Source organism: Serratia proteamaculans (assembly GCF_949794035.1).
In the GTDB taxonomy this organism is placed as follows: Bacteria; Pseudomonadota; Gammaproteobacteria; order Enterobacterales; family Enterobacteriaceae; genus Serratia; species Serratia proteamaculans.
This window is the reverse complement of the sequence record NZ_OX461105.1, coordinates 4,216,694-4,230,920: the sequence shown is the minus strand read 5'-3', so window position 1 is coordinate 4,230,920 and position 14,227 is coordinate 4,216,694. Positions and strand designations below refer to the sequence as shown.

At 55.3% G+C, this 14,227-nt stretch carries 13 protein-coding genes; 1 reads left to right on the top strand and 12 read right to left on the bottom strand.

The window, feature by feature from the left end:
- Window positions 1-14 precede the first annotated feature (14 nt).
- The 6 genes from emrA to QOT07_RS19675 all read right to left on the bottom strand — a co-directional run bounded on the left by emrA (window position 15) and on the right by QOT07_RS19675 (window position 5,774).
- A complete protein-coding gene (gene emrA / locus QOT07_RS19700; protein ID WP_207979490.1) occupies window positions 15-1,187 on the bottom strand; it encodes a multidrug efflux MFS transporter periplasmic adaptor subunit EmrA in 1,173 nt (390 codons plus the stop codon).
- A gap of 25 nt (window positions 1,188-1,212) precedes the next feature.
- On the bottom strand, window positions 1,213-2,664 hold the full coding sequence (locus QOT07_RS19695; protein WP_099062754.1) for an efflux transporter outer membrane subunit: 1,452 nt from the start codon (window positions 2,662-2,664) through the stop codon (window positions 1,213-1,215).
- A gap of 21 nt (window positions 2,665-2,685) precedes the next feature.
- Complete coding sequence (gene mprA, locus QOT07_RS19690; RefSeq protein WP_085118444.1) at window positions 2,686-3,207, bottom strand: transcriptional repressor MprA; 522 nt, start codon at window positions 3,205-3,207, stop codon at window positions 2,686-2,688.
- Window positions 3,208-3,366: 159 nt separating this feature from the next.
- On the bottom strand, window positions 3,367-3,720 hold the full coding sequence (gene ygaH, locus QOT07_RS19685) for an L-valine transporter subunit YgaH (protein ID WP_099062753.1): 354 nt from the start codon (window positions 3,718-3,720) through the stop codon (window positions 3,367-3,369).
- Window positions 3,710-4,456 (bottom strand): AzlC family ABC transporter permease, encoded by a 747-nt coding sequence (locus QOT07_RS19680; protein WP_129937462.1) that lies wholly within the window; start codon window positions 4,454-4,456, stop codon window positions 3,710-3,712. The genes ygaH and QOT07_RS19680 overlap by 11 nt, the downstream gene beginning before the upstream one ends.
- A 118-nt stretch (window positions 4,457-4,574) precedes the next feature.
- Window positions 4,575-5,774: an MFS transporter gene (locus QOT07_RS19675; protein WP_219016841.1), complete on the bottom strand. Its 1,200-nt coding sequence runs from the start codon at window positions 5,772-5,774 to the stop codon at window positions 4,575-4,577.
- A 104-nt stretch (window positions 5,775-5,878) separates the two neighbouring features.
- On the opposite strand from QOT07_RS19675, the gene QOT07_RS19670 reads away from it, so the two are divergent.
- On the top strand, window positions 5,879-6,757 hold the full coding sequence (locus tag QOT07_RS19670) for a LysR family transcriptional regulator (RefSeq protein WP_207979491.1): 879 nt from the start codon (window positions 5,879-5,881) through the stop codon (window positions 6,755-6,757).
- Between the two features lie 37 nt (window positions 6,758-6,794).
- Here the strand turns inward: QOT07_RS19670 and proX (QOT07_RS19665) are convergent, their stop codons facing one another.
- The 6 genes from proX (QOT07_RS19665) to QOT07_RS19640 all read right to left on the bottom strand — a co-directional run bounded on the left by proX (QOT07_RS19665) (window position 6,795) and on the right by QOT07_RS19640 (window position 13,923).
- Window positions 6,795-7,796, bottom strand: a complete 1,002-nt coding sequence (gene proX / locus QOT07_RS19665) for a glycine betaine/L-proline ABC transporter substrate-binding protein ProX (RefSeq protein ID WP_207979492.1) — start codon at window positions 7,794-7,796, stop codon at window positions 6,795-6,797.
- A gap of 51 nt (window positions 7,797-7,847) precedes the next feature.
- Window positions 7,848-8,843: a glycine betaine/L-proline ABC transporter substrate-binding protein ProX gene (gene proX / locus QOT07_RS19660; protein WP_207979493.1), complete on the bottom strand. Its 996-nt coding sequence runs from the start codon at window positions 8,841-8,843 to the stop codon at window positions 7,848-7,850.
- A gap of 62 nt (window positions 8,844-8,905) precedes the next feature.
- Window positions 8,906-10,024, bottom strand: coding sequence for a glycine betaine/L-proline ABC transporter permease ProW (gene proW / locus QOT07_RS19655; protein WP_099062747.1), 1,119 nt, complete (start codon window positions 10,022-10,024; stop codon window positions 8,906-8,908).
- Window positions 10,017-11,219: a glycine betaine/L-proline ABC transporter ATP-binding protein ProV gene (gene proV / locus QOT07_RS19650; RefSeq protein ID WP_085118432.1), complete on the bottom strand. Its 1,203-nt coding sequence runs from the start codon at window positions 11,217-11,219 to the stop codon at window positions 10,017-10,019. Before proV ends, proW begins: the two co-directional genes overlap by 8 nt.
- Window positions 11,220-11,626: 407 nt before the next feature.
- Window positions 11,627-12,313 (bottom strand): response regulator, encoded by a 687-nt coding sequence (locus QOT07_RS19645; RefSeq protein WP_219016839.1) that lies wholly within the window; start codon window positions 12,311-12,313, stop codon window positions 11,627-11,629.
- Between the two features lie 11 nt (window positions 12,314-12,324).
- Entirely contained in the window at window positions 12,325-13,923 is a 1,599-nt protein-coding gene (locus QOT07_RS19640; RefSeq protein ID WP_283603789.1) for an ATP-binding protein, read from the bottom strand.
- Window positions 13,924-14,227: the final 304 nt, after the last annotated feature.

Sequence of the window (14,227 nt, the reverse complement as noted above, 5' to 3'; positions counted from 1 at the left end):
AGCCTCCCACGCGCTTAGCCGGCATTCGCATGGATCACGTCGGCGATCATCTGGTTAACCGGTGCCAGGTTCAACGCCAATGCGTTGGTCTGGTACAGCGGCTTGTCACGCACCACGTCAGACAGCACGCGGCCATCCAGGTTGGTGGTGTCAACTTTCACCAGCGTCGACAGACCAATACGCAGCGGATGATCGGCGATTTGTTTGGCGTCCAGCTCAATACGAACCGGCAGACGCTGAACCACCTTGATCCAGTTACCGGTGGCGTTCTGTGCAGGCAACAGTGAGAAAGCGCTGCCGGTGCCCATATCGATACCGACCACTTTGCCGCTATACACCACGTCGTCACCGTAAATGTCACTGACCACGGTGGCCGACTGACCGATACGCATATTGGCGATCTGGGTTTCTTTGAAGTTGGCGTCCACCCAAATGTGTTCGGCAGGGACCACCGCCATCAGCGGGGAACCTGCGGCGATTTGCGCGCCAACCTGTACGCTGCGGCGAGACACATAGCCGGTGATCGGGCTGATGATTTTGGTACGTTGCAGCGCCAGCCAGGCGTCACGCATTTGCGCAGCGGACTGTTGAATCGCCGGCTGTTGCTCCAGCGGGGTGTTCAATACCATCGCCTGGTTGGCGTTGTATTGTTGAACCGCCACTTCCAACGCCGCCTTGGCGCTGTCGACCGCATCACGCGCATGTTGCAGTTCTTCACGGCCGATGGCGTCAAGGCTGCCCAGTACCACGCGGCGTTTCAAGTCGTTCTCCGCTTTGCTCAGGTCGGACTTGCGCAAGGCAATGTTGGCCTGATACTGCTTGCTGTTGATGATCAGCTGGTGGGTCTGACGCACGCTGTTGGCCAGGCCGGTTTTGGCGCGTTCGAGCGCCTGTTCGGCATCGGTTGGATCCAGCGTGAGCAGCACATCCCCCTGCTTCACGTAGTCGGTATTGTCGAAGTTGACGCTGTTAACGCTACCGTTCACCTGGGCCATGATCTGCACCTGGTTGCCGGCCACATAGGCGTCGTCCGTTTCCTGATGATGACGCAACACCAGGAACCAATAAACTAAATATGCCACCCCAATAACAACGAAAATAACCGTCAGCAACAGCAGCCAAAATTTACGCTGTTTCTTTTTGCCGGCCGGTTGTGGCGGGGTCTGAGTCTCCGCACTTGCGCTCATGGTGTTCTCCAAGCTCTCAATTTTATTATGCTTTTGAATCCGCAGCGACCGGGGCCTGATAGCCACCGCCCAGCGCACGGATCAGTCCTATCTTCGCCTGCAGCAAGTTGCTGTTGGCATTCAGTTCCGCCTGTTGCTGCTGCAAGAGCTGCGTCTGGCTGGTTAACAACTGGTCGCGCCCGATAATCCCTGCCTGGTATCGAGCGTTAGCGACACGGTACACCTGTTGCATCGATTGGGACGCAGATGCCGCCTGCAGCTGCTGTTGCGCAGTGCTTTGTTGGACGGTGATGGCATCGGCGGTTTCCTGCACGGCATTCAGGATAGTTTGGTTATAGGACTCCACCGCCTGGTCATACAGCGCGGACTCCTCACCCAGCTTGCTGCGCAGCGCACCGGCGTGGAAGATCGGCAATGAAATCGCCGGCATCACGTTCCAGGCCTGGCTGGCCGCTTCAAACAGATTCGGGCTGGTGCCACTGGTGTTAGTAGTGGTCAGGCCGGCAAAGGCTGAAATGGTCAGGCTGGGGTAAAATTCTTTACGGGCGGCGCTGACGCGTTGGTTATAGGATTCCACCAACTGACGTTGCGCTGTGATATCCGGGCGTTTACCCAGCAGATCGGCAGTCAGCTCACCTTTTGGCGCCATCAGAGTGCTGGCGGGCAGAGCCACCGGGCGCAGGTGTTGCATGGCGCTCGGGCCCTGGCCGGCCAACGCGGCCAACTGGTGTCTAAGTTGTTCAATCTGCGATTGCAGTTGCAGGATCTGCTGCTTGGCGCCGTCGGCTTGCGCCTGGCTTTGCTGTGGAACATCAACGCCGGTGATGCCGGCTTTATATTGCTGTTGACGCAAATCCGTCAGGCGTTGGTTGTTGTCCACTTCTTGTTGCAGCAGTTTTTCCAGCGCGAAATTGCTCTGCAACTGGTAATAGGCCGAGGCTACCGAACTGGTCAGCGTCAGCGCAGCCTGTTCCTGCTCGGCGCGGGCCGCATCGACCTGTGCCTTGGCGGCGTTAACCTGATTGCGGTATTTACCCCACCAGTCAAATTCATAGGCCAGGTTCAGCCCCAGCGAGTTGGAGCTCTCGTAGATAGGCTTATGTGGATAGCCCAGACCCATGTTGACGTTCTGCGGGACTTTCTGGCGGTTGCTGCTGGCGTTCAGATCCAGATTCGGGCCGTTGGCCGCGCTGGCTTCACCCACCACGCTCTGTGCTTCACGCACGCGACCGGCCGCTTGTCGCAGCGTCGGTGAGCTTTGCAGCGTCTGGGTCATCAGGCTGTCGAGCTGAGGATCGTTAAGCGAACGCCACCACTGTGGGCTAACGTTCAGCGAGCTGACCTTCGGCTGTGACAGTTGCAGGCTCTGCGAGTCCATCAGGGTGGATTGCGGGGCAATATTGTCGGTAGAGGCGCACCCAGCCAGCAGCAATACGGCGAACAGCGGGGTGAATCTCCAGTTAAACGGGGATCGCATAGTCGGTTACCTGAACAGAAATTATTGGGATAACTGTCCTGAAACTTCCATCTGGTCCAGACGCGTTAACAGTTTGCGCGTCAGCTGTTCCAGCTGTTGCTGTTCATCATCGTTCAGCGTGGACCACAGGAAATGCAGACATTTGTGCTGCGGTGGCAGCAATTGGTTGAGAAACTCTTCTCCCTGCGGCGTCATGTGCAGATGCAGGCAACGACGGTCATGGTCGCTTTCCCGGCGTTCAATCCAGCCGCGTTTTTCCAGTTCATCGGCAATCCGCGTGGCATTGGTCCGTGACGAGCCTAGGGCAGAGCTTAGCTCAGAAGGCTGAATGCTGTGACTTTCCTGCGCATCCAGAGTAATCAGCGCCATAAACAGGGTTTCGTTAATCCCTTGTGCCTTAAGCATTTTATTGCGATTTTCCAGCAATTTGCTTTGCATGTGCATGCACAGCCGGGTCAGCAGGATTTCCTGATAAGGAAAGTCTTTCTGACGTTTTGCACGGAAATTAAGCATTTGTTCAATGGGAGTAAACGAGCTTTCCATAATTTGGGGCCTCATTAATTTCGTTCGAGATAGTAACGATAGTGATTAATAATGTAAATCTTCAGCCATGCGAATAATTTAGCAATTCGTGTCATTTGTAAGTTATTTGTCAACGACCCCTTCGCGAGCGACAGCCCAGAATGGGGGCAATGGACAAAATCAAAGGCTGGCTGAACTGAGAATCATAAATATTTTTAACGTGACACCAAAGGCGACTGCGCCGCTCAACGTCGACAGAATGATGCTTTTACTGCGGTAAAAGCACAGTCCCAGCGCGGCGAAACCGACCAGCGTCGGCCACAGCTTGTCCGGTTCGCGCATCACCACCGGCGTGCTGGAAACCACCAGTAGCGCACAAATGGAGGCGATACCAATGCTGTCGAGCAATAGCGCGGTTTTGCCGCGTTTGATCCCCGGTTGGGCACGCGCCGGTGCCAGGCGTAAGGGTAAGTAGCGAAACAGGTAATTTGCGCAACCGACCACCAGGCCAATCACCACCACATCAGTGTTCATCAATCGCCTCCGATACGCTGGGTTGGAACAGGGCGGCAATACAGCCGGCGCTGATGCCGGCCAAGATGGCGACGGGAATAGAAAACAGCACCACACCGAGCAGTGCGCCAGCCAGTGCGGCGGCGATGGTCAGACTTTGCGGACGCCTGAAGGCCGCCAACAGGAAGCTGAGGAACAGCGCCGGCAACATAAAGGATAACGAGGCTTCAATCACCGGGTATTGCTCCAGCGGCCCGTTACCGAACAGTGCACCGATGGCGGTGCCCGCTACCCAGGAAAGCCAGGAGCAGAGTGAAATACCGATCATCCAGTTCTCGCTCCAGCTGCGGTTATTACGCATCAGCTTGGCGGTAGCGGCGGCGAACACCTCGTCGGTCAGACCGAAGGCCCAGAGTGCGGTTTTGCCGCCCGACATGCGTGAAACGATGCGGTGGCGCAGGGCGGGGCCATACAGCAGATGCCGTATGTCCATTGCCATCACGGTCAGCGCGGAAACCCACAGCGACATTCCGGCACTCAGCAGGGCAGTGATCACAAACTGGCTGGCACCGGCATAGATAATGCAGGAAAAGAAGATGCTTTCCAGCGGGGAGAACCCCAGCTTAACGGCGCTCAGGCCAAAGGCAAAAGCCACCGGCACATAGCCGATGACGATCGGTAAACTGTCGACGACGCCGTGGGTGAAGGTAGAGCTGACGGCAGGGGGATTAAGGCTTTCTGCAGCTTGGCTTTGCATTTTTATTAGTGTCGCAGGATAGAGATTAATAGTTCATCTGCAGAACATTACCAGAGAGTGAGTAATGTTTATACCCTGCGGCGCTAATAAATTTCGACTATGACTATTCGCTTGCTAATCAGATCGTCGCCGGTCCTTGCGGATCATGATGCTTGCCGCGCCACCAGGTCAGCAGGTTGAGCAGACACAAAATACCCCCGGCGGTGGCAACGCCAGTCCAGCCGGCATGTTGATAAGCCGAGGCTGACAGCAGTGAGCCGAGCGCACCACCGATGAAATAGCTGGTCATGTAGCCGGCGGTCAGACGGTTGCGTGCTTCCGGCATAATCCGGTAAATCACGCTTTGATTAGTGACGTGTACGGCCTGTACGGCCAGGTCGAGGATCAGGATACCGGCGATCAACGCCCACAAGGATTGTTTAGCGAAAGCGATGGGTATCCAGGAAAGCAGCAGCAACACCAGGCCCACGGTGGTGGTTAAACCGCCCTTACCCTGATCCGCCAAATGCCCGGCTCGTGAAGCCGCCAATGCACCGGCAGCGCCTACCAGGCCAAACAGGCCAATCACCCCTTCGGAATAACCAAATGGCGGTGCTGCCAACAGAAAAGCCATCGAGGTCCACAGCACGCTGAAGTTGGCGAATGACAGTGCCCCGAGTATCGCGCGGGTACGCAGCAAAGGGGTACCGTAAAACAGGGTGAAGATAGATTTCAGCAACTGCGGGTAATTCAGCCCCGAATGCTGCTTGTAACGCGGCAGTGCGCGCCACAGGATCAGCGCCATCAGGATCATCAGCACGCTGGCTACCCAGTAAATGGTGCGCCAGCCGCCGATCGACGCCAGCGCTCCGGCCACGGTGCGCGCCAGCAGAATGCCGAGCAGCAGGCCGCTCATAATAATGCCGACGGTTTTGCCGCGCTTCTCCGGATGGGCCAGGGTGGCCGCCAGTGGCACCAGAATTTGCGCCACCACCGAGAACAGCCCGGTGAGCGCGGTGCCGAGGATCATCATCGGCAAGGTGGTGGAGCTGGCGGTGATCAGCATGCCGCCCGCGGCCAGCAGCGTCATAAAGACGATCAGCCCACGGCGTTCAAACATATCGCCGAGCGGTACCAGCAACAGCAGGCCAACGGCATAACCCAACTGGGCGGCGGTAACGATAAAACCGGCCTGATTCACCGACAGATCAAAGTTTTGTGCAATGGTTTCCAGCAGCGGTTGCGCGTAGTAGTTACTGGCGACAGCCAGACCGGTGGCGATGGCGATCAGCACGATCAGCGCCGGGCTGAGACCCGACTGTGAATGTTGTTGGCTCATAAGATATTAATCACAGGGAAAAGTTAGCCGAAGTATCGGGCACGACAGCCGGTGAAACCAATGTATAATTTTCATTTTATCAATCTCATTTTTCGATAGATGCCATGAACCTGAAACAGATCCGCTTTGCGCTGGCGGTAGCCGAAGAGCAGAGCTTTACCCGGGCGGCACAGCGTTGCCATACGGTGCAGTCGGCCCTCAGCCACCAGATTGCCAAACTGGAAGAGGAGCTGGGCTGTACATTGTTCGAGCGCACCTCGCGTCGGGTCAGACTGACCACCGCCGGGCAGGCGTTTATTCAACCAGCGCAACGGCTGCTGGCGGCGAAACAGGCGCTGGTGGAGGAGGTGGTTGCCGCCAGCGGCACGGTATCCGGTACCCTGACCATCGGCACCATTTCAACCATAAACGCGATTGATCTGACCGAAAAACTGGGTAACTTTCATCGCCATTATCCGGCGGTGAATATCCGGCTGTACGTGGGCATGAGCGAAGCATTGCTGGAGGACGTACGCCAACAAAAGACGGACGTGGCGTTTGTCGGTATCTGGCCGGGGGATATCGATATGCTGCCGGTGTCGCATCGGCAGCTCACCGATGAGCCGCTGGTGGCACTGGTGGCGACGCAGCATCCGCTGGCCAGTCGTCAGCGGGTCAATCTGCAAACCCTGTCAGAAGTGCCGCTGGTGGACTTTTACAGCGGGACTGGTGCCCGGCGGCAGACCGACCGTGCGTTTCAGGCGGCGGGCATCAAGCGGCATGTCAGTTTTGAAATTGACCATATCGAATGGCTGGAGAATCTGGTGCGGCGTGGGCTGGCGGCTGGCATTGTGCCCATCTCAACGGCGCAGCGTTTGAGTTCGCTGGTGTCGATCCCGATTGAGGATGGTCCACGGCGACAGGTGTACTGCGTATGGCCGCAGCCGCTGTCCAGAACCGCCGAGCGGTTTTTGCAGTTTAGTGGGATTGATATTGCCGAATGAAGAGAGTCGGGGCGCAGTGGCCTGCGCCCCGGTGTGATTACTTCTTCGCGGCTTCTGCGGCGGTTTTCACCCAGCCGTCGAAGGTGGCCTGATGCGCTTTAATCCAGCCGTTAACGTGATTCTGGATATCGGCTTCGGACGCCTGACCTTCATGCATACGCAGGTTCTGCGCATTCACATCGCTAATCGGCAGCTTCATGATGGCAAACAGCTCGGCAGCCGCTGGGTTGGCTTCAGCCCATTTTTTGTTGGCAACGATGCGCATGACACTTACTGGGAACCCATAGTTAGCGCCGTTAGGCAACTTGGTATCGATATCTTTCTGACTGCCCGGCAGGGAGGAGAAGGGGACCTGTAACCAGACAACGTCGCGCCCCGTGACCAGCACGTCGCTGAGCCAGTATGGTGTCCAGGTGTAGTACAGAATCGGTTTGCCTTCTTTGTAACGGGTAATGGTATCGGCAATCATCGCCGCGTAGTTACCCTGGTTGTGCTCGACGGTTTTATCCAGGCCGTAGGCCTTGATGTGATTATTAATCACCGCTTCACAACCCCAGCCTGGCGTACAGCCGGTCAGATCGGCCTTGCCGTCTCCATTGGTGTCAAACAGCTTGGCGATCTTCGGATCTTTCAACTGCTCAATGTTGGTGATGTGGTATTTATCGGCGGTTTTTTTGTCGATCAGGTAACCCTGCGCAGCGTTATCTACGTAAATGCCTTTGCGGTAAAATTTAGCGTCGCCGCCGGCGGCCTTGTATTGATCATTGTGCAGCGGCTGCCAGTTCACCGCCATGAAGGTGGCATCGCCGGCAGCGATCGAGGTGTAAGCGACGTTATAGTCGACTTCACGGGTCTCCTTGACGTCATAGCCCAGCTTTTCCAGCGCTTTGCTGACCAGCAGCGTCTGGAAGGTCTCTTCAGAGATGGTGCTCTGCACCGGCTGAACGGAGATGCCTTTGCCTGGCAAGTCTGCGGCGGAGACCGCCTGTGAGCTAATCAATGTGGTAAGGGCAACCGCCCAGATTCCTGTAGTGCGCATAGTGAAATACCTTTTTTATGTTATGAAGCCGGGATTTCCGGCACGTCGGGATTATTTCGCTGCCGCAGCAGCGGTGCTGACCCAGCCATCAAAGGTGGCCTGATGGGCTTTAATCCAGCCGTCTACGTGGCGTTGTATATCGTCGGCGCTGTTCTCGCCCTTGTGCATACGCAGGTTCTGCGCGTTAACGTCCGCCAACGGCAATTTCATGATGGCGAACAGCTTGGCCGCCGCCGGGTTGGCCTGCGCCCACGGCTTGTTGGCGACGATATGTTCGTTATTGACGAAGAAGCCGTAATTTTTGCCGTTCGGCAACGCGGTATCCTTGTCTTTCAACGAACCCGGGCTGGCGGAGAACGGCACGGTCAGCCAGACCACATCGCGGCCGGGCACCAGTTCGTCGCTGACCCAATACGGCGTCCAGGTGAAGTACAGCACCGGTTTGCCCTGTTTATAGCGGGTCAGGGTGTCGGCGATGATGGCGGAGTAGTTACCCTGGTTTTGAGTAACCCTGTTGCTCAGGCCATAGGCTTTGATATGGGTGTTGATCGCGCTGCCGCACACCCAGCCGGGCTCACAGCCGGCCAGATCGGCCTTGCCGTCACCGTCAGCATCAAACAGCCTGGCCAGCTTGGGATCTTTCAACTGGGAAATATCGCTGATGTGGTATTGATCTGCGGTTTTCTTGTCGATCAGATAACCCTGCGCCGCATTAGTGATATAGGCACCCTGGCGATAAAACTTTTTGTCGCCGCCGGCGCTTTGGTACATGTCGGTTTGCAGCGGATCCCAGTTCACCGCCATGTAGGTGGCATCACCGGAAGCGATAGAGGTATAGGCAATATTGTATTCCACCTCGGCGGTGGGCTGGACGTTATAGCCCAGCTTGACCAGCGCACGGTTGACCAGCTCGGTCTGGAAGCTTTCTTCGGCGAGGGTGCTTTGCAAGGGTTTAACCGTGACGCCTTTGCCGGGAAGTTCGACGGCGAACGCCTGTGTGCCAAGCAATGAAGTCAGGGCTAAAGCCCAAATTCCTGTCGAGCGCATAGTGGTTCCTTCGATTTTATTCGTGCTGTCGGTGCCCCCGGCCAGCGCCGGAGGCAGGGCGATTAAGGCTTTTTGATGAAGGGCCGGGTGACCAGGCCGATGGGGCCGTGTGCGTACCAACGTCCCATGCCTTTGCTGCGGCGATCGCGCCCCAGCGACTGGGTAAGGCGGTCGAGAATAATCGCAAGGATCACGATACCGACCCCGCCGACGGCGGCCAGCCCCATATCGAGACGACCGATACCGCGCAGCACCATCTGGCCCAGACCGCCGACGGCGATCATCGAGGCGATCACCACCATCGACAGTGCCAGCATCAGCGTTTGGTTTACCCCGGCCATAATGGTCGGCATCGCCAGTGGCAACTGCACTTTAAACAGCAGTTGGCGCGGGCTGGCACCAAAGGATTCAGCGGCTTCAATCAGATCTTCCGGCACCTGTTTGATGCCCAGGATAGTCAGTCGCACGATCGGCGGCAGGGCGAAGATAATGGTGACCACGACTCCGGGCACGTTACCGATACCGAACAGCATGACAATCGGCACCAGATAGACGAAGGCCGGCGTGGTCTGCATGGCGTCAAGCAACGGCCGTATGATTTTGCCTGCGTGCTTGCTGCGCGCCAGCCAGATGCCGAGCGGCAATCCTATGACGATACAGAAGAACAGGGCGGTCAATACCAGCGCCAGCGTCACCATGGCCTGCGACCAGGCGCCAATAGCGCCGATGGCTATCAGCGAGACCAGCGTAGCGGCACCCATGCTGAGGCTGGAGAGCTGCCAGGCAATCAGCGAGAACAGCAGAATGGCGATCGGAGCCGGCATACCGAGCAGCAATTGTTGAAAACCGCTGAGGATGAAATCGACCGGCACGCGGATCCCCTGGAACAGCGGGCGAAAGTGCAGCACCAGCCAATCAATGCCGTGGGTGACCCAGGAGTCAAAGGGTATCCAGGTCTTGTGGAACGGATCCAGCAGGTTGAAGTGCTCCGGCTGGACCGGGGCGCTATTCAGCCAGTCTGAGCCTTGAGCGGCCTGACTGGCGGCGTCATGGGTCGCCGGTGGTGGCGTGCTGGACCAGGCATCGCCGGCGGGAGCTGCCGAGTTTGCAGCGTCAGCGGCCGGTGCGGCACTGGGGTCGACAGGCGCAGTGGCCCAGGGATCTTGTGTTGTATCACTCATTCGTTGGGCCCTCTTTATCCAGGGCCTGCAACAGCATGGCCTTGGAAATGATTCCGATATAGTTGTTTTCTTCGCAGACCACAGGTACCGCGCAAGGCGCCAGAGCGACCAATGAAATCAGTTCGCTTAGCGGCATGTCGGCCGGTACCGGGGCGGGCGCTTCCAGCAGGGCATCATCCAGCGTCAGATTGGCCGCCAGTGCCTGCTTGAGCGAATCTACCGACACCACGCCGATAAATTTCTTTCCGCGTTCAACAACATAACCATAATCACGGTCTTCATCGCGCAGCAGCTGTAACGCCGACCGCGGACCAAAACCGGGGGTTTTACGAATAAGCGCCACCGGACGACGCTTGGCGATATCCTTGGCGCTGAAAACATGGCTGACATCTACGCCACGGAAGAAGGTACGTACATAATCGTTGGCCGGATTATTTAATATTTCCTCCGGCGTGCCGACCTGAATCACTTCACCGCCTTGCATAATGGCAATACGATCGCCAATGCGCATAGCTTCGTCCAAATCGTGAGAAATAAAGACGATGGTGCGCTGATGCTGGGCCTGTAATTTGACCAGCTCATCCTGCATTTCGGTACGGATTAAGGGATCGAGCGCCGAGAAGGCTTCATCCATCAATAATATATCCGGATTATTTGCCATGGCGCGGGCTAATCCTACGCGCTGACGCATGCCACCGGAAAGTTCATCGGGATAAGCATGGGCATAATTCTCCAGTCCGACCTGACGCAGGGCTTCCAGCGCTTTATCCAGGCGTTCTTGAGGAGGAATACCGGCTAATTCCATGCCAAATGCAGTGTTATTCAATACATTCATATGTGGCATTAAAGCGAATGATTGAAACACCATGCTGATCTTATTACGACGTACGGTACGCAGTGCGCTGTCGGATATTTTCGATATATCCTCGCCATCAATCAGCACCTGTCCGCGGGTGGGTTCTATCAGACGATTGAGAAGGCGTACCAGGGTGGATTTTCCGGAACCGGAAAGCCCCATGATGACAAATATCTCGCCTTCTTCAATGGCCAGAGAGGCGTCTTTTACGCCTAATGATAACCCGGTTTTTTCAAGCAGTTGGTCTTTTGTCAGACCTTTCTCAATCAGTTTGAATGCGCGATCCGGGTGTTCGCCAAATATCTTATACAGGTTCTTTACTTCGAGTTTAATTGCCATGCAATTTGCTGTTTCCTCTGATGAATTATCAAACGATAAAAAATGTCCCAATAGAAAATAATAGTCCCCTATACCCTAACACAGTGGATATCTGAGACAACCCTCAATGTCCGCTGAATGGGATATTAGCGATTTACATCAACATTTCTATTGGTTATGGTAGTGCGGTGAATATTCAATTATTTGCGTTTGATATTCCCCGTAAACGCTTGGTTTTAAGTAAAAATAATCCCATTGTATTAACGCTATTATTTACTCGCTGAGTCTTCTTGTCAGGCAATAAAAAACCCGACCAGAGGTCGGGTAAAAGTCATCAGTATTTCATCAGTTTTTAACGACAGGTGCCGATATCGAGGGGATATCGTCGCAGGCATATTATCCGCTTAATATGACAGCCAGATGTCAGCCTACGCCTTGCGATACAGGCGGCGTGGATGGCCAATATTGCCGTACATCATCTCTACGCGTACGAACTGGGTGGCGACACAGTATTCCAGATAACGTCGGGCGGTGGTTTTACTGATACCGACCTGTTCGACCACGTCTTCCACCGCGTGCGCAACCTCGGGCCGTTTGATAAACAGCGCCTGAACCAGCTCCAGCGTATTGGTTTCAATGCCCTTGGCGCTGGGCTCGCTGGAGAACTGTTTGGATTGCAGGTTATACAGCGCGTCGACGTTGCTTTGGTCGATCACCTTGAAGGTGCGCTGGGTTTGAACAAACTGCATAAAGCGTTCCAGCGAGTTGCGCAGCCGTTTGTAGGACACCGGTTTAATGATGTAATCGAAAGCGCCGTTGCGGATCGCCTGGCTGCAGGTGTTCATATCGCTGGCGGCGGTAATGAAGATCACCGAACAGCCGGGATTTTTCACTGCGGCTTCCTCCATTAGCTCAATACCCTGGCCGTCCGGCAAAAAGTTATCCAGCAGGATCAACCGTGGCTGGTGGGTTTTGACCTTGGCTCTGGCCTCGGCCAGCGTGGCGGCATAGGCCACCACCCGCAGAGCAAAGTTCTGCTCAATGAACTCGGCGTGCAGCGTCGCCAACTGTGGCTCATCTTCCACGATCAAAACGTCCAGTGCTTCTGGTTGCATTATTCGGGTGCTCAAGATTGTTTAGGGATAAACAAAGAAAAAATGGTGCCGTGCGGCTCGTTGTCCGACACTTCTATGCTGCCATGCGCTTGCGCTACGTGGCTGGCGACCAAATGCAGGCCGATGCCGTGGTCACCTTTGTCATCTTTGGTGGTGACGCCTTGTTCGAACAGCGTATCACGCACCTCGGGGGCAATGCCGGTGCCGCGATCGGCCACTTCAATCACCAACTCATTGCCGTTATCGCTAATATAGAGTTCTACCGCTTCATGCGGCGCATCGCAATGCAGCGTAGCGTCAACCGCATTATCCAGCAAATTGCCAATGATCGACATCAGTTCGGTTTCGTTCAGCGCCGCCGGGATTTGCCCCAGTTGACAGGCGGGATCGAAGCGCAGCTCAACGCCTTTTTCCTTCGCACTGGAGTACTTGCCCAATAACAGGCCACAGAGTGCCGCCGAACTGAAACGCTGAGAAATAAAGTCGAGGATCTCCTGCGCGCCTTCCGACTGAGCCTCAACATAACGGATCGCCTCGTCGTAGCGCTGCATATGTAACAGCCCGGCGAGGGTGGCGGTCCAGTTGAGCTGTTCATGGCGCATGATACGCAGGTTGTCAGCGTAGCGTTTGACCTGGCTGAGCTGGCTGCTCAGGGTATTGATGTCGTTCTTGTCGCGGAAGCTGATCACCCAGCCTTGCAACTCTTCTTCCTGCATAATCCGCACCCGGCTGGCGATGACCCGCACGTGGTTGAAACGGCAAACCTCATCATGGGTGTCGTGTCCCAACTGGGAAGCGCCGAAAAAGTCCGGCTGTGCCTGGATCAGCTCGCCAATTTCACGTCCCATCAAGGCCCCGGCGGGTTGACGCAGATCCAGTAATTCACGTGCTGCGTGGTTGATGGTGATGATCCGCAACTGGGGATCGACGGCAATCACACCCTCATAAATCGCTTCCAGCAGGGCCTTTTGTTGGCGCACCAGCAGCGCAATTTCCTTCGGCTCCAGCCAGAACATCTGGCGTTTTAAATTCTTCGATAACAGCCAGGAAAAGACAAACAGGGCGATTAATAACATCACAATCGACACCACAATTTGCGTCAGGGTTCTGGCATTCAGGTTATCGATATGTGATTTCAGATAGCCGACCGAGACAATACCGATAACCTTATTATTGTCATCCATAATCGGTGCTTTGCTACGCAATGAAATTCCGATGCCGCCTTTGCGGATGGAAATAATACTTTTTCCTTCCAGCACCTCTTGGTTATCGCCGCCGACCATCGGGGTACCGACACGATCAGTATATTCAGAGTGGTAAAGATGCCGGGTTTGTTTATCGCCGATCACGATATAGCTGGCATCACTGCTGGCACGTATTTTTTTCATCAGCTCGGCTATTTTTACCGGATCGTTTTTTTCCACTGCGGTGACCAGGGACGGGATCAGGGCAATCTCCCGTGCCTGCACTTGCGCCCGCGCGCCGAGGTCGCGATGCAGCTGGGCATCCAGCTGATAGTAGGTGTAAGCACCAATAAAGGTTAACAGCACACAAGAGAAGGCGACCAGGCACAGGAATAGCTTGATTTGAAATGAGAGTTTTATGCGCATGGCCTGGGGGGCGTCCTGAGAGATCCTGAGCGCTTACCCTATCATGAGTCGTGGTTAATGTAATATTGCGCCCGATCAACTTGTGATCGCCACCACGGGTTTATCCTTAATGGGTCGCGGTATTAAACGACTGCAATAAAACTGATAAGCTTTAAAGTTAAAATAACATTAACACCATTAAAACCTCGCTCTATTTTACATAACCCCAATTAACACCATAGAAACCATAACCACCATTAAAAACCCTTTTTAATTTTGAACAAAATCACAGCAGGTAATCCGTGCGTTTCTCTATGATGGCCGA